Genomic DNA, 14,655 nt, shown 5'->3' with positions numbered 1-14,655 from the left:
GTTCGACGTGGCGGGCAAGAAGGGGGGCCTGCCCTATCGCCGCAACGGCTTTGCCAACACGCTGGGTTTCTACGGCGTGGGCCCCGGGCCGTACCTCTACCTGCCGGTAACGGGCGCGACGAGCGTGCGCGATCTGGCGGGGAGCACGCTCGATCAGCTGCTGCTGCCGGTTGCGGTGGGCAAGCCCTTCAACCGGATCGAATATGCGGCGACCTATTTCGTGGTGAACGGCCTCGATCAGCGCATCGCCTTCGACGAGGAGATCGCCAGCATCCGCAACTCCGACGACCCCTATCGCCTGCGCCGCGAGACCTACCTCGCCCAGCGCCGCCGCGACATCGCCGAGCTGAAGGGCGAGCCGATCTCCGAACGCGACCGGATGTGGCTGGAGGAGCTGGAGGCGATGAAGGCGGCCTCGCGCGCTGCGCCCGAGGCTCCGGCCCCGGCTGCGAGCGAGGCCACGCCGGTCGAACCGCCCGCCAATCACGAAAGCCTGCTGATCACCCGGCCGCGCTAGAGCGCGCCTAGCGGTTAGCGGCGATCCGCTCTTCGAGCTGCCTTTCGAACTCAGTCATGGGGCGATGCGCTGCCATCGCGCCCAGCAGCGCGCCTTGCGAGCAATCCAGCACGCTGGTGCGGACCCACACATCGCCGAAGAAGCCGCGCGCGGCGCTGCCGTTGATGCGATAAAGGAAGCGGCGATGGCGGGTTTCGATCGGGTATTTCGCCGGCTTGTAGAGCGTCATGCTGATCTGGCCCATGCTGTCCGCGTGCACACTCTTGATGGAGCGCAACACTATCCGCGTCTCGCCATGTGACCGCACGTAAAGCCCCGAAGCGTCGATCATCACTTGCGGGCGGCGGTCGAACAGGCGGCGGGTGTGGACGGCTGCGATCCCGCCGAAAAACAGCACGCCCAGCACGCAGGCGGCGGCGACGATCAAGTTGCCGCCGCGTAGGGCGGGGGCAGCGAAGACCCATCCGAGCAGCGCCATACCGCCCGGGCCGATGATCCAGACCAGCAGCTTGGGAACCGAATAGCGCGCGACGAAGGGTTCGGGCGCGCTTTCGGGCGGCGAGTCAGGCACGCGCCTCTTCGCCCGTCTCGATCCCGGCGCTGTTGTGCTTGAGCGCCTTCAGGACTGTATCGACGATCTGCGGCGCGTTGAGGCCGGCCTGATCGTACTGCTTCATCGGATCGTCGTGATCGATGAAGATGTCGGGCAGGCGCAATGTGCGGACCTTCAGCCCGTTGTCGGTCAGCCCCTCGTCGCTGGCGAAGGTCAGGACATGTGCGCCGAGGCCGCCGATGGCGCCTTCCTCGACCGTGACGATCACCTCGTGGCTGCGCATCAGCTTCGCGATCAACTCCTCGTCGAGCGGCTTGGCGAAGCGCAGGTCGGCGACGGTGGTCGAAAGCCCCTTGGCTTCGAGCGTGTCGGCGGCCTTCAGCGCTTCGGTCAGGCGCGCGCCAAGCGAGAGGATCGCAACCTTGCTGCCCTCGCGCACCAATCGGCCCTTGCCGATCTCGAGCTTCACGGGGACCTCGGGGAGCGGCACGCCGGTGCCGTTGCCGCGCGGGTAGCGGAAGGCGATCGGGCCTTCGTCATACTCGGCGGCGGTGTAGGTCATGTGGACCAGCTCGGCCTCGTCGGCGGCGGCCATCACCACCATGTTGGGCAGGGTGGCGAGATAGGTGATGTCGAAGCTGCCCGCATGGGTGGCCCCGTCGGCACCGACCAGCCCGGCGCGGTCGATCGCGAAGCGCACCGGCAGGTTCTGGATGCACACATCGTGCACCACCTGGTCGTAGGCGCGCTGGAGGAAGGTCGAATAGATCGCCGCGAAGGGCCGCATCCCCTCCGCCGCGAGGCCTGCCGCGAAGGTCACTGCGTGCTGTTCGGCGATGCCGACATCGAAGGTGCGCGCCGGGTGCGCCTTGGCGAACTTGTCGACGCCCGTGCCGCTCGGCATGGCGGCGGTGATGGCACAGATGCGCTCGTCGCTCTCGGCGAGCTTGGCCAGCGTCAGGCCGAACACGTCCTGATAGGCGGGCGCGGACGGCGCGCTCTTGGCCTTCTCGCCGGTGACGACGTTGAACTTGGGCACCCCGTGATACTTGTCGGCGCTGTTCTCGGCCGGGGCATAGCCCTTGCCCTTCTCGGTCACGACATGGATCAGCACCGGGCCTTCGCTGGTGTCGCGCACGTTCTCGAGCACCGGCAGGAGGTGATCGAGATTGTGCCCGTCGATCGGGCCGACGTAGTAGAAGCCGAGCTCCTCGAACAGCGTGCCGCCCGTGACCATGCCGCGGGTGAATTCCTCGGCCTTGCCGATGGTGTCGTGGAGGCGGCGGCTCATCTTCTTGACCGCGCGCGAGGCGAGGCTGCGGATGCCGAGATATTCCGAAGAAGACACCATCCGCGCCAGATAGGCCGAAAGCCCCCCGACCGGCGGGGCGATCGACATGTCGTTGTCGTTGAGGATCACGATCAGCCGGTTGCCCGCCTGCGCGGCGTTGTTCATCGCCTCGTAGGCCATCCCGGCGCTCATCGAGCCGTCACCGATGACCGCGATCCCGCGCCCCGGCCTGTTCTGGAGCTTGTTGGCGATGGCAAAGCCCAGCGCCGCGCTGATCGAGGTCGAGGAATGCGCCGCGCCGAAGGGATCGTATTCGCTCTCGGACCGCTTGGTGAAGCCGCTGAGGCCCCCGCCCTGGCGCAGGGTGCGGATGCGGTCGCGGCGGCCGGTGATGATCTTGTGCGGGTAGCACTGGTGCCCCACGTCCCAGACCAGCTTGTCCTCTGGCGTGTTGAAGACATAGTGGATCGCCACGGTCAGCTCGACCACGCCGAGGCCCGAACCCAGATGCCCGCCCGAGGTGCTGACCGCATCGATCATCTCGGTGCGCAGTTCGTCGGCGAGTTGGCGGAGCTGTTCGGGCTTGAGGCGGCGCAGGTCGTCGGGAGTGTCAACCTGATCGAGCAGAGGCGTGTAAGGCGATTGTGTCATAACACTCGGCCTTACACCCGGAAAACGGGTGTGTCGACGCCAAGGCTTGCGTCAGATCAAACGAGCACGGCCTATGCACACGCCTTGCACAGGCCCCTGATCTCCAGCACCGGGCGCGTCGCCTGGAAATCGCGGGCGGAGGCGATGGCGCGGACGGCGCGGCTCACCTCTTCGTCGTCGACATGCGCGGCCTCGCCGCATTCGTCGCAGACGAGGAAAATGCAGTCATGCGCGCAGCCCGGGTGAGTGTTGGCGAGATAGGCATTGGCGCTTTCGACCCGCATCGCGAGGTTGTTGGCCACGAACAGGTCGAGGATGCGGTAGACCGAGTTGGGCGCGACCCGCTTGCCGCGCGCCGCAGAAAGGTTGTCGGCTATGTCGTAGGCCGAGACCGGGCGCTCGTGCCGGGCGAGCTCGGCAAAAACGGCCTCGCGCATCGAGGTCCACTGCTCGCCGGACGCGACCAGCGCGCGGGCGGCTTCGGCGACGAGGTCCGCCCCGGCGAGTTCGTGATGGCTGTGCGCGTGCTGTCCCATGCCTGCGAATATAATGAGGCTTGGGGTAGAGCGCCAGTGGGGGTGGAGTGTGGTGTCCACCCCCTTGACGGGGCTTACCCCGCGTCTTTCAGGAAGCTCGCGCGGTAGAAGCTCGGGTACATGCGCTTCAGCGCCGCCACCTTGGGGGCGTCCCAGCGCCGGATGTAGCCGTGCGTCGGGTTGGCGAGCATGAAGTCCTGGTGATAGGCTTCGGCCGCGTAGAAGGCCTTGTAAGGCTCGACCTTGGTGGCGATCGGCTTGGCCCACAGCCCGGATTTGCCGAGCTGGGCGAGGTAGGCCTTGGCGACCGCGCTCTGTTCGGCGCTCATCGGCACGATCGCGCTGCGGTACTGGGTGCCGACATCCGGGCCCTGGCGGTTCTTGAGCGTCGGATCGGCGACAACCGAGAAGAAGATCCGCAGCAGCTGGTCGTAACGCACCACCGCCGGGTCATAGGTGATGCGCACGGCCTCGGCGTGATCGGTCACCCCGCTCGAGACGAGGTCGTATTTCGCGCTCTTCTGCGTGCCGCCGTGGTAGCCCGAGACCGCGCTTTTGACGCCCTTCACATGGCTGAACACGCCCTCGACCCCCCAGAAGCAGCCGCCGGCGAAGACCGCCGTCTTGAGGCCGGCAGTTTCTTTGGCGACGCGGGTGGCGGCGGGGGCGGCGACGGGTTCCTCGGCCAGCGCGGGGCCCGCGCAGGCGCTCAGCGCCAGCGAACCGGCGACGAGGAGTGCGGCGAATTTGTTCATGGATCAGCCCTTGTCAGGCGCGATCACGAACTCGGCTGCGGGGGCGGGTGCCTGGTACATTTCGGCCGCTTGCGCAGGCGAGGCCACCGCGACGCTCCAGCTTTCCGCGTTCGCACCGACGATCAGCACCGCCCCGAGGACGAAGCCGATGCCGAAATTGCGGAACAAGTCGGAAGAGAAGAGGCGCATTGGGGGACTCGTGAATCGCGTAAGTTTCCGCCGGTTCCTTGCCCGCGGCCGGATTGCGGCGGGATGAACTGGCGACAGGCCGTATTAGGGTCGCGGCCCTATACTGGTTACGGATGCGGTGAAAAATAGTTGCGCGCGCGAGCAATGCAGGCCGAACCGTGCGCGGGATGCGACGAATGCGTAAATCTTCTTACGGACATCTCCGGAGCACCGGCGCGCGCCCCTCCACCACCCTGCGGGTGGTCCCCTTCCCCAAGGGGGAGGACCGCATCGGGCCGAAGGCCCGCAAGGCCGACCGGCCGCCCGCAGGTGCTCGATCCCGCAGGGATCGAAACAGCACCGAGGACGGGGGCGCGGAGGCGCCCCCGCACACATCAGTGCCTGAAATGCCGCATCCCGGTGAAGACCATCGCCAGCCCTGCGGCGTCGGCGGCAGCGATCACTTCGTCGTCGCGGATCGAGCCGCCGGGCTGGATCACGGCGGTCGCGCCCGCTTCGGCGGCCGAGATCAGCCCGTCGGCGAAGGGGAAGAAGGCGTCCGAGGCAACCGCGCTGCCCACGGTGCGCGGGGCGTCCCAGCCGTGGGTTTCGGCGGCTTCCTTCGCCTTGATCGCGGCGATCCGGGCCGAATCGCGGCGGTTCATCTGCCCTGCGCCGATCCCGGCGGTCGCGCCGTCCTTGGCGTAGACGATGGCGTTGGACTTGACGTGCCGCGCGACGGTCCAGGCGAACAGGCAGTCCTTCAGCTCCTGTTCGGTCGGCGCGCGCTTGGTGACGACCTTGAGATCGTCGGCGGTGATCGCGCCGTTGTCGCGCGACTGGATCAGCACGCCCCCGGCGATGGTCTTGAGGGCGAGGCCCCCGCGACGCGGGTTCGGCAGCGCACCGCATTCGAGCAGGCGCAGGTTCTTTTTCTTGGCGAAGATCTCGCGCGCCTCGGCTGAGACGCTGGGGGCGATCACGACTTCAGTGAAGATCGCGCTGATGGCCTCGGCAGTCGCGGCGTCGAGCTCGGTGTTGACCGCGACGATCCCGCCAAAGGCCGAGACGGAATCGCAGGCCAGCGCCGCCTCCCATGCGGAAAGCAGCGAGCCGCCTTGCGCCACACCGCAGGGGTTGGCGTGCTTGACGATGACGACCGCAGGCTCCTGCCCGGCGAACTCCGCCGCCAGTTCAAGCGCCGCATCGGCGTCGTTGAGGTTGTTGTAGCTGAGCTCCTTGCCCTGCAGCTGCACCGCCTGCGGCACGCCCGCGGTCCCCGCCACCTGCGGGACATAGATCGCCGCCATCTGGTGCGGGTTCTCGCCATAGCGCAGCGTATCGGCGCGTTTCAGCGCAATGGGGAGCGTTTCGGGGAACAGCGTCGGCTCGTCCGAAGCGGCGGGGGAGAAGGCGAACCAGCTGGCAATCGCCGAATCATAGGCGGCGGTGCGCGCATAGGCTTTCCCCGCCATTCGCGTGCGGAACGCCTGCGTGGTCGCGCCGCCATTGGCGTCCATCTCTTCGACCAGCGTGGCGTAATCGGCGGGATCGGTGAGGATCGTCACAAAACCGTGGTTCTTCGCCGCCGAGCGCACCATCGAAGGCCCGCCGATGTCGATGTTCTCGATGATCTCCTCGCGCGAGGCACCCTTCGCAACCGTCGCCTCGAAGGGGTAGAGGTTGACCACGACGAGGTCGATCGCGCCGATCCCGTGGGCCTCCATCGCGGCGACGTGCTCGGGGTTGTCGCGCAGGGCGAGCAACCCGCCATGGACCGTGGGGTGGAGGGTCTTCACCCGCCCGTCCATCATCTCCGGAAAGCCGGTGAGGTCCGACACGTCCTTCACCACGAGGCCCGCCTCGCGCAAAGCCTTGGCGGTGCCGCCGGTGCTCACCAGCTCGACGCCCCGCTCCGCCAGTTCGCGGCCGAGGTCCGCCAAACCGCTCTTGTCGGACACTGACAGCAGCGCCCGCCGGATCACACCATCGCTCATGCCGGAACCTACCCCGTTTTCTTGAAGCGCCAGGAGAATTGTCCCCCGCTGCGCAATGCCAGTCCCTCGATCACCAGCTGCTCGGTCGCATGCGGGCGGCCCTCGCCGTCGACCCAAAGGCTGTCCTCGGCGTGCAAGGTGATCTCGTCGGCCCCGCCCCTATCGCCACCCAAGCGGAATTGCCAGAGCCGACCGTCGGGCAGGAGCAGGCTCGCGCCGCGCTTGTCGGGGGTGAGCTGCACCTCGACCCCGCGCCCCAGATGGAAACGGATCGCGAAGCCGATCTTGCCGCGCTTGCCGCCCCGGCTGGTGGGGACGAGGATATCCTCGCCTGCCAGTTCGGTGCCGTCGCCCGACAGCGTCAGGATGCGCTGGTGGCTGAGGCCGAAGCGGCCGGCGTAGCCATCATGCGCGGCCTCGATCCGGGTCGCCTCGCGGTGGCCGGGGCGGGCGATCTGGCGGCGGTCGAACTCCACCGTCTCGACCCCCTTCCCGAGCTTGCCGTGGAGCAGCACCGCGGTCGAATTGGCGTTGTCGAGCACCAGCGTCGAGAAGGCGGCGGTGGCGCGCAGGCCCTGCCCGATGCGCGCAGGAACCTGTCCCCCGGCAAGCGCCGAGCCGCCGCAATTAACGATGATCCGCTGCGGCCCGTCGGAAAGCTCGAAGGCGAGGGTGGAGGCGCAGCCGGTGCGTGCGTGTTTGCTGCGCGGGGGCGGAGCGGTGTCGAATTGCAGCAGCGTCTCGCCCGACTTGATGCGCTGGTAGCCCCAGCCTTGCGCCGCGGCGAGCGGGCGGGTGCGCACGCCCGCGGCCTCGATCACGGCGTTGACGCGGTCGGCCGCGATGGCTCCCTGCCCCTGCCAGCAGCCCAGCGCCCCGTCGCCATGGCGCAGCGCGAGGAGCGGCGGCACCAGCAACTCGCGCATCACGCCAAGCGCAGGCGGCGGCGTGACCCGCGCCGCATCGTAGCACGCCAGCAGATCGGTGAGCAGGTGGATCGCCTCCAATTGCGCGGCGGGGCAGCGCGACAGCACGCCGCCATCCTCGCCCACCATGTCGCCGAGTGCAGTGACCAGCCCCGCCTCGCCGAACAGCCGTCGCGGCTTGCCGTGGGGAAGCAGCAGCCCCGCCGCCACGACGCCCGCCCAGGCCGCGACCTGGCCTAAGCCGGCGGGCTCCCTCGGCGCGCGCTTGTCGAGCCAGCCCGCGGTCTCGGCAATGGCGGCGAGGAGGCGCGCCTTCAGCCCCTTGTCATTGCCGCCGAGGATCAGCGGCGCGTGGACCAGCCATGCGACGAGGCGCAGCCCCGCCAGCTCGGTCTCCCATGCGGGCCCCTTGCCGGGCGTGGCATGGGCATGGAGCCACAGCCCGGCGATCCGCTCGGCCACCGCCGCACCATCGGCGCGCGAGGCACAGGCGGCGAGATCGGCGAGCCAGCCGAAGGAATGCACCACCCGCTCGACACCGGGAGCATGATGTGCGCTCGGCGAGAAGTCGAAGCTGCTGATGGGCAGCCGGACGCCGTGGATCAGGAAATGCCCGGCGCGCAGGGCCGTGCCCGCGGTGCGGTCGCCGCGGTTGGGGCTTTCCACCGTCGCCGTCACCCGCACCGCCTGCGGGCGGCGGAAAGGGGCGGCGATGGCATGGCCGGGGACGCCCAAGCGATAGGCGAGCCGGATCAGCGCTTCGCCCGGGCCGGACTTGACCGCGATGACGTCACTCAGCGCCAGCGCGCGTGACGGCTCCTCTACGGGCGGCGGGGCGGCCTCGGCGCCCGTTTCCGGCGCGCTGCCGAGCGGTAGCACCGGCGCATCCGCCACCCGCTCGACCAGCGCCTCGGCGCGGGTGGCGGCGGGGGAGCGCAGCAGGCTCGCCACTTACCTTGCGCCTTTCAGCGCGGCGATATTGGCGGCGTAATGCTCCGGCCCGCCTTTGAAGGTCGCCGAGCCTGCCACCAGCACATCCGCCCCCGCCTCGACGCACAGCCGTGCGGTCTCGGCATTGACCCCGCCGTCGACCTCGAGATGAATCGCCCGGCCCGAGCGGGTGATCATCGAACGGATGCGCGCGATCTTGTCGAGCTGGCTGGGGATGAAGCTCTGCCCGCCGAAACCGGGGTTGACGCTCATCACGAGGATTAGGTCGGCGAGGTCCATCAGGTTGTCGAGCACCTCGACCGGCGTGCCGGGATTGATCACGACGCCGGCTTTCTTGCCGAGCGCCTTGATCGCCTGCAGCGTGCGGTGGATGTGCGGACCGGCTTCGGGATGGACGGTGATGATGTCCGCGCCCGCATCGGCGAAGGCCTGGAGGTAGGGGTCGACCGGCGCGATCATCAGGTGGACGTCGAAGGGCTTGGTGGTGTGCGGACGCAGCGCCTTCACGACGTCGGGGCCGATGGTGATGTTCGGCACGAAATGGCCATCCATCACGTCGATATGAATCCAGTCCGCCCCCGCCGCATCAATGGCGCGCACCTCCTCGCCCAGTCGGGCAAAGTCGGCGGACAGGATCGAGGGGGAGATCAGGGGCGTGGTCATGGCGCGGGCGCGTGAGCCTTTCTGGGACGCTTTACCGGACATAGGAGCGCGGCGATTCGCGCGACAAGGCGATTTGTATGCTTTTCCACCGCGGCAGGCGGATGAACGGGGCGGATGCGGCCAATTAAGCCGCAATTCAGGCAGATTGCGCCATACCCCCGGTGCTATTCCTCTCAGCGCGCGGCGCTCTCTCCCTCCCGCTTGCGCGCCCGTTCTGCCGATCTTTCGTTGCGAGTTTGCCGATGACCGCCATTTCGTCCCCTTCCCTCCTTGCGCGCCGCGCCCTCGCCGGGCTGGCGCTTGTGGCCGTGCTTGCCGCGCCGGTGGCGGCGCAGGGCTATGCCTATGGCCGGGCCGTGGGCAATGATCTCGGCCAGTGCGCCGCGGGCAAGGGCCCGGCGGTGCGGATCACGGTGACCGGCCTCAAGTCTTCGGCGGGCAACCTGTTCGTGCGCGCCTATCCCGCGCAGAAATCCGACTGGCTGGTGAGCAAGCGCTACGTCATCCGGGTGGATGCCAAGCCGCAGGCGGGCAGCATGACGGTCTGCGTGCCGCTCCCTTCGACGGGCGACTTTGCCATCGCCGTCCAACATGACGTCAACGGCAACCGCAAGACCGATATCTCCACCGACGGGGCGGGTATGTCGAACAATCCGGGGTTCAAGAAGGTGCTGGGCATCATCCCGCAGGCACCCCCGCTCGAGAAGGTGCGCTTCTCGGCGGGCCCTGGGGTAACGCGGATGACGATTTCGATGATTTATCTTTGACGTTCAGCGCTGGCTGCGGCGGTGTTGGCTGAGGTCCCACAACACCTGCGGCGCGGCCAATAGTGGGAAGCGTTCGCGGAAGGGCGTCACCTTGACCGGCATCCCGGTGTGGCGCTCGATCTTCCACGCGGCATAGCGCGCCGCGCCCTCGAAGGTGGTGCTCGCCTTGACGAGCCGCAGCAGGTTCAGCGGCTTGCCGAGCCGGCGGCGGCGCTTCCACCAGCCCCGAATGCGCGCCCGCTCCGCCGGAATCAGGTGCGGGGTTAGGATGGTGCCGTCGAGGTCCGCAGGAATGCCCCCGGCCTCCAGCGCGAGCGGCAGCAATCCTTCGAAGTGATCGGCGTTAACGCCCAGAATGTCGTTCTCGCGGCCCTGTTTCTCGACCCGGAATTCGGCGCTGTAGGTAGCGCGGAACAGTGCGCGCCAATAGTCCTCAGCGGTGCCGCTCGCGGGGCCGAGCGCGGCGGCGAGGCGTGCGGCAGTGGTGGCGGCCGACGTGATGGCGGTGACGACCTCGGCCTTGACGGCGTCATCGGCGGCCCAGATCAGCGCCGAGGGCTGGACGAAGCGCGCCCAGATGGTGGTATCGGCTAGCGCGCCGCTCGCGGCCCGGGCGAAAGTCGCCAGCCGCATGGTGGCGACCTTGGCGCGCAGGATCGCCCCTGCCGCCGCCCGCTCGTGATAGGACACCCGCGGCCAGATCGCGCTTTCCTTGCTGCCGGGGAGCAGCAGGTAGAAATCGAGCACGCCTTCAAGGGATCCGGTGCGCAGGTTCGACCCGTAGAACAGCACCGCCACCGCCCCTGCGGAGCTGGCGAGGGCGCGGGCGAAATCGGCGACAGCGGGATCGACGGGGGCGGCGAGGCGCGCGGCAATCCGCTCGGCGAGCGCCCCGGCGCTACCGCTCATGGGGCGACGAAGGCGAGCTCCGGCCCCTGCTCGATGCGATAATCGCCCGCGGGGAAGGCCTCGCCGTCGAGGATGAATTGGTCGCCGATCGACAGGCTGAACTGGGTCGCGGCCAACTGGTGGATGCCGCGCTCGCGCAGGGGGCCCTTGATCTTGCCGAGCAGCACCAGCGGGATCAGCGCGGTGGTACGGCGCGGGATCTGGTCGATCGCCACCAGCTTGAGCCCGTTGCGGAGCGGGCCGAAGGGCTTGATCCCGGCGGGCAGCCGCTCGAGGGTCGAGGCGAAGAGGAGCTGGCGCATCGCCGGATCGCCGTGGCCGCTATGCGCCATCGGCGCGTCCGCCGTGCCGAGGCCGATCGCCATCCGCGCGCCCTTGCGCCAGGCATTGCCGCGCCCGGCGAACAGCGATTGCAGCAGCGCCCACACGCCGGTGACCGCCACGACCATGCTGTCGAAGGCGCCCAGCTTGTGCGCGCTCTGCCCTGCCTGGGTTGCCTTGGTGAAGGCGCCCGCACCCATGATGAAGCCCGCCACGCGCTTGCCCGGCTCCTTCGAGGGCGAAACCAGCATCGGGCGGCGGTGGATGCGGCTGCCGTGATCGAGCGCGTCGATCGCGTCCTGCAGCCCCCAGTCCTCGGGGACGCCGAGATCGACCGTGAGCGCGTTCGTCTTGCCCTTCGGGAGCACCGCGATCGCGGGCCAGTCATCGCCGAACACCGCCTGTCCGCAGGTCAGCACGTCGCGCACCGTGCCGTCGCCGCCGTTGATGACGAGCAGATCGATGCCCTTGGCGGCGAATTCGGCGAGCGCCTGCGGCAGCTGTCCGCGCTCCCGCGGCTGGGCGATGTGGACGTGCGGGCAGATGCCGCAGTCGAAATCGGCACCGAGATTGCGGTGGCTGCGCGGATTGTAGATCACGCCGACCGTCGGAGCTTGCCCCGCATCGCGCACGCGGCGCACGCGGGCACGCGCCTTCACCGCGGGATCGAGCCGCGGAATCTGCGCAAATTCGTAGATCGGCGTTGCCATATTGGTCCTATATCGGTCGAAAAACTAACTTGCTACTGCAATGATGACCCTGAACTGTAACAGAACGGATCCCGCCAGATCGGTCTTCCACCGCGGAAAACAAGGGGGATGCGATGAAACCTAGCCCGCATAAGACGAGAATCTTTCACCGGATTGCCATCAATGTCGCGCAATTGCCGCAATGCGGCGGAAGGCGGGGTCAGTCGCCGGCTTCGAGGGTGCGGATCGTGAACTGGCTGACCAGCCGCTGCACGCCGGGCAGCGCGGAGAGGATCTCGCGGTGGATCCGCTCGTAGCTGTCATCGCCCGGCACCAGCACCTTGACGAGATAGTCGGACTGACCGCTCATCAGGTGTGCCTCGGCCACCTCGCGGGTGCGGGCAAGGGCGTCTTCGAAGGCCAGCATTGTCGCCTGCCGCTGGTCGGTGAGCGTGACCTGGACGAACACGGTGGAAGGATTGCCCCGCGCCGCGCGGGACAGCCGCGCCCGGTAGCCAAGGATCGCGCCGGTCTCCTCCAGCGCTTTCACGCGTCGGTGCGCGGCCGAGGGGCTGAGGCCCACCCGCTCGCCGAGCTGCTCGCCGGTGAGGCGCGAGTCCGCGGCCAGCAGCTCAAGAATTGTCCGGTCGATGCGGTCCATACGGGATTTTCATGCGCGCAGCGGGCGCCGGACGCAAGAATTTCCCGCCAAGACCCGCTCCCATGCCGATCATTGCGAAGAACCCGCTCGCCCCTCCTGCTACAAGCCGCGCGAGAGAGCAGAGCAGGAGATCCCCCATGCGCGTCGGCGTTCCCACCGAAATCAAGAACAATGAATACCGCGTCGGCCTGACCCCGGCAGCCGTCGCCGAACTGGTGCGGGCGGGGCACGAGGTGGTGGTGCAGGCAGGCGCGGGCGCGGGCGTGGATTTCCTCGACGCCGCCTACGTCGCCGCTGGCGCGCGCATCGTGGCCGACGCCCCTGCGGTGTTCGAGGCCGCGCAGATGATCGTAAAGGTCAAGGAGCCGCAGCCTTCCGAGATTGCGCTGCTGCGCCCCGACCACCTGCTCTTCACCTACCTCCACCTCGCCGCCGACAAGCCCCAGACCGAGGGGCTGATGGCGAGCGGGGCGACGTGCATCGCCTACGAAACCGTCACCGCCCCCGATGGCTCGCTGCCGCTCCTGAAGCCCATGTCCGAAGTCGCCGGACGGATGAGCGTCCAGTGCGGGGCGCATTATCTCGAAAAGCACCAGGGCGGGCGCGGGGTGCTGCTCGGCGGCGTGCCGGGGGTCGAGCCGGGCAAGGTGGTGATCCTCGGCGGCGGGGTTGCCGGGGTGAACGCGGCGCAGATGGCGGTGGGCCTGCGCGCCGATGTGACCATCTTCGACATCTCCAACCGCCGCCTCGCCGAGCTCGACATGACCTTCGGTAATCAGATCCGCACCGCCTTCTCCTCCAGCGCCGCGATTGCCGAAGCGGTGGCCGGGGCGGACCTCGTGATCGGCGCGGTGCTGGTCCCGGGCGCGGCGGCGCCCAAGCTGGTGACCCGCGCGATGATCGCCAGCATGCGGCCGGGCGCGGTGGTGGTCGACATCGCGATCGACCAGGGCGGCTGCTTCGAGACCAGCCATGCGACCACCCATGAGGACCCGGTGTTCACCGTGGACGGCGTGATCCATTACTGCGTCGCCAACATGCCCGGCGCGGTCGCGCGCACCTCGACCATCGCGCTCGGCAATGCGACGCTGCCCTTCGTGCTCAAGCTCGCGAACAAGGGCGCCGACGCCGCGATGGCGGGCGATCCGCATCTGGCGGCGGGGCTCAATGTCTCGGGCGGCAAGCTCCACATCGCCGCGGTCGCGCAGGCGCTCGGCCTGCCGCTCGGCTGACATCCCGATAGCAAGATTTCGCAAACCCTATCGCTTGTGATAGGCCTTCGCCAATGCAGGGGAATGATTCGCATTATCACGGGCGGCGCACACGCTTATGAGAGCGCCGCTGCAGGACTATGAGAGCTTCGATGCTTTCGTGGCCCGCGGGCTATCCCCTTCCGTTTCCGCCGAGGCCCGCGCTCTGCCCGGCAGCCGCAACGCACGCATCTTCCGCTTCCGCGCCGATACGCCCCTGCCCGACCCGGCGGTGCCCGAGCTGGTCCTGCATCTCCTGACGGCGGGCGAGCTGCGCTACGCCGCCGATTTCGGCTTCGGGCGGTTCGAGGGGATCAAGCGCCCTGGCCAGTTCGACCTCGCCCCGCCCGGCACGCATGGCCATTTCGAGTGCGATAGCCCGTTCGAATTGCTTTCGCTGAGCGTGCCCTGGACCGCGATCGGCACGATCGCCGAGAACGCGGGCCTCGCACCGATCGAGGATTTGGGGGCGCTGCACGCACAGATGATCGAATGCCCTTCGATCAGCTACCTCATCGGCCAATTGTGGCGCGAGGGCCGAGAGCGGGATCCGATGGCCACACAGTTCTCGGACGCGGCGCTGTCGGCGGTGGTCCTGCAACTGCTTCGCCTTGCGGGTGTGCCGAAGCGCGCGGTGCCCCCGGCGATCGCCAGGGGCGGTCTCGCGCCATGGCAGATCAAACGCGTCAAGGAGTGGATCGAGGCCGATCTTGCGGGCGAGCACCCGGTCGAACGCCTCGCCGCGCTGATCTCGCTTTCGCCGTTCCACTTCGTGCGCGCTTTTGCGGCGAGCGTCGGCAAGCCGCCGCACGCCTATATCATCGAGCGTCGCATGACCGAGGCGCGCCGGCTGCTGCGCGAGACCGATACCGACATCACCGAGATCGGCCTGTCTGTCGGCTATTCGGGCGGCGGGGCCTTTGCCCGCGCGTTCCGCCAGCACAACGGGATCAGCCCCAGCGCCTACCGCCGTTTGCGCTGAACTGCGCACCCTGCTCGATAAAGGGGACTTCAGCGCAACTCGCGCGCCCGCTAGGCTGGCGCGATGCG

The 14,655-nt window shown here is 68.5% G+C and carries 15 protein-coding genes; 4 read left to right on the top strand and 11 right to left on the bottom strand.

Annotated elements, in window-relative coordinates; genetic code table 11:
* Positions 1 to 517: MlaA family lipoprotein (locus AX708_RS17585; protein ID WP_197426418.1), on the top strand; the 517-nt coding region annotated here is incomplete at its 5' end.
* Positions 518 to 524: 7 nt separating this feature from the next.
* Here the strand turns inward: AX708_RS17585 and AX708_RS17580 are convergent.
* The 8 genes from AX708_RS17580 to rpe form a co-directional block, all read right to left on the bottom strand.
* Positions 525 to 1,088: an STM3941 family protein gene (locus AX708_RS17580; RefSeq protein WP_066528748.1), complete on the bottom strand. Its 564-nt coding sequence runs from the start codon at positions 1,086 to 1,088 to the stop codon at positions 525 to 527.
* Positions 1,081 to 3,012 carry a 1-deoxy-D-xylulose-5-phosphate synthase gene (dxs, locus tag AX708_RS17575; protein WP_066528746.1) on the bottom strand — a complete coding sequence of 644 codons (1,932 nt, stop codon included), beginning with the start codon at positions 3,010 to 3,012 and terminating at the stop codon, positions 1,081 to 1,083. Before dxs ends, AX708_RS17580 begins: the two co-directional genes overlap by 8 nt.
* 71 nt (positions 3,013 to 3,083) lie before the next feature.
* Positions 3,084 to 3,548, bottom strand: a complete 465-nt coding sequence (locus AX708_RS17570) for a Fur family transcriptional regulator (protein ID WP_066528745.1) — start codon at positions 3,546 to 3,548, stop codon at positions 3,084 to 3,086.
* Between the two features lie 74 nt (positions 3,549 to 3,622).
* The gene (msrA, locus tag AX708_RS17565) at positions 3,623 to 4,303 is read right to left on the bottom strand and encodes a peptide-methionine (S)-S-oxide reductase MsrA (RefSeq protein WP_066528742.1); all 681 of its coding nucleotides are present in this window, start codon (positions 4,301 to 4,303) and stop codon (positions 3,623 to 3,625) included.
* 3 nt (positions 4,304 to 4,306) lie between these two features.
* Positions 4,307 to 4,492: a hypothetical protein gene (locus AX708_RS17560; protein ID WP_066528740.1), complete on the bottom strand. Its 186-nt coding sequence runs from the start codon at positions 4,490 to 4,492 to the stop codon at positions 4,307 to 4,309.
* A 374-nt stretch (positions 4,493 to 4,866) separates the two neighbouring features.
* Positions 4,867 to 6,468, bottom strand: a complete 1,602-nt coding sequence (gene purH, locus AX708_RS17555) for a bifunctional phosphoribosylaminoimidazolecarboxamide formyltransferase/IMP cyclohydrolase (RefSeq protein ID WP_066528738.1) — start codon at positions 6,466 to 6,468, stop codon at positions 4,867 to 4,869.
* 8 nt (positions 6,469 to 6,476) lie between these two features.
* Positions 6,477 to 8,345, bottom strand: a complete 1,869-nt coding sequence (locus AX708_RS17550) for a heparinase II/III family protein (RefSeq protein ID WP_066528736.1) — start codon at positions 8,343 to 8,345, stop codon at positions 6,477 to 6,479.
* On the bottom strand, positions 8,346 to 9,008 hold the full coding sequence (rpe, locus tag AX708_RS17545; protein ID WP_066528727.1) for a ribulose-phosphate 3-epimerase: 663 nt from the start codon (positions 9,006 to 9,008) through the stop codon (positions 8,346 to 8,348).
* Positions 9,009 to 9,250: 242 nt separating this feature from the next.
* Between rpe and AX708_RS17540 the strand changes: the two genes are divergently transcribed.
* Complete coding sequence (locus AX708_RS17540; RefSeq protein WP_066528724.1) at positions 9,251 to 9,775, top strand: DUF2141 domain-containing protein; 525 nt, start codon at positions 9,251 to 9,253, stop codon at positions 9,773 to 9,775.
* A gap of 3 nt (positions 9,776 to 9,778) precedes the next feature.
* On the opposite strand, the gene AX708_RS17535 is transcribed toward AX708_RS17540, so the two are convergent.
* From AX708_RS17535 to AX708_RS17525, 3 genes are all read right to left on the bottom strand, one after another.
* Positions 9,779 to 10,684 carry a hypothetical protein gene (locus AX708_RS17535; protein ID WP_066528722.1) on the bottom strand — a complete coding sequence of 302 codons (906 nt, stop codon included), beginning with the start codon at positions 10,682 to 10,684 and terminating at the stop codon, positions 9,779 to 9,781.
* On the bottom strand, positions 10,681 to 11,715 hold the full coding sequence (locus AX708_RS17530; RefSeq protein WP_066528719.1) for a diacylglycerol kinase family protein: 1,035 nt from the start codon (positions 11,713 to 11,715) through the stop codon (positions 10,681 to 10,683). The genes AX708_RS17535 and AX708_RS17530 overlap by 4 nt, the downstream gene beginning before the upstream one ends.
* Before the next feature lie 199 nt (positions 11,716 to 11,914).
* A complete protein-coding gene (locus AX708_RS17525) occupies positions 11,915 to 12,355 on the bottom strand; it encodes an Lrp/AsnC family transcriptional regulator (RefSeq protein WP_066528716.1) in 441 nt (146 codons plus the stop codon).
* A 137-nt stretch (positions 12,356 to 12,492) separates the two neighbouring features.
* Here AX708_RS17525 and ald point away from each other — a divergent pair, with 137 nt between their 5' ends.
* Together ald and AX708_RS17515 are read left to right on the top strand one after the other, a co-directional pair.
* Entirely contained in the window at positions 12,493 to 13,587 is a 1,095-nt protein-coding gene (ald, locus tag AX708_RS17520) for an alanine dehydrogenase (RefSeq protein ID WP_066528715.1), read from the top strand.
* 97 nt (positions 13,588 to 13,684) lie between these two features.
* On the top strand, positions 13,685 to 14,587 hold the full coding sequence (locus AX708_RS17515) for an AraC family transcriptional regulator (protein WP_066528711.1): 903 nt from the start codon (positions 13,685 to 13,687) through the stop codon (positions 14,585 to 14,587).
* Positions 14,588 to 14,655 lie beyond the last annotated feature (68 nt).

The sequence above is a fragment of the Erythrobacter sp. CCH5-A1 genome (genome assembly GCF_001557115.1).
Classification (GTDB): Bacteria; Pseudomonadota; Alphaproteobacteria; order Sphingomonadales; family Sphingomonadaceae; genus Erythrobacter.
This window is presented reverse-complemented; position numbering and strand designations above follow the sequence as displayed.

Coding starts and splice junctions, on each gene's coding strand:
- AX708_RS17540 (WP_066528724.1), top strand. CDS start 9,251: ATGACCGCCATTTCGTCCCCTTCCCTCCTTGCGCGCCGCGCCCTCGCC.
- AX708_RS17570 (WP_066528745.1), bottom strand. CDS start 3,548: ATGGGACAGCACGCGCACAGCCATCACGAACTCGCCGGGGCGGACCTC.
- dxs (WP_066528746.1), bottom strand. CDS start 3,012: ATGACACAATCGCCTTACACGCCTCTGCTCGATCAGGTTGACACTCCC.
- purH (WP_066528738.1), bottom strand. CDS start 6,468: ATGAGCGATGGTGTGATCCGGCGGGCGCTGCTGTCAGTGTCCGACAAG.
- msrA (WP_066528742.1), bottom strand. CDS start 4,303: ATGAACAAATTCGCCGCACTCCTCGTCGCCGGTTCGCTGGCGCTGAGC.
- AX708_RS17535 (WP_066528722.1), bottom strand. CDS start 10,684: ATGAGCGGTAGCGCCGGGGCGCTCGCCGAGCGGATTGCCGCGCGCCTC.
- AX708_RS17560 (WP_066528740.1), bottom strand. CDS start 4,492: ATGCGCCTCTTCTCTTCCGACTTGTTCCGCAATTTCGGCATCGGCTTC.
- AX708_RS17525 (WP_066528716.1), bottom strand. CDS start 12,355: ATGGACCGCATCGACCGGACAATTCTTGAGCTGCTGGCCGCGGACTCG.
- ald (WP_066528715.1), top strand. CDS start 12,493: ATGCGCGTCGGCGTTCCCACCGAAATCAAGAACAATGAATACCGCGTC.
- rpe (WP_066528727.1), bottom strand. CDS start 9,008: ATGACCACGCCCCTGATCTCCCCCTCGATCCTGTCCGCCGACTTTGCC.
- AX708_RS17515 (WP_066528711.1), top strand. CDS start 13,685: ATGAGAGCGCCGCTGCAGGACTATGAGAGCTTCGATGCTTTCGTGGCC.
- AX708_RS17530 (WP_066528719.1), bottom strand. CDS start 11,715: ATGGCAACGCCGATCTACGAATTTGCGCAGATTCCGCGGCTCGATCCC.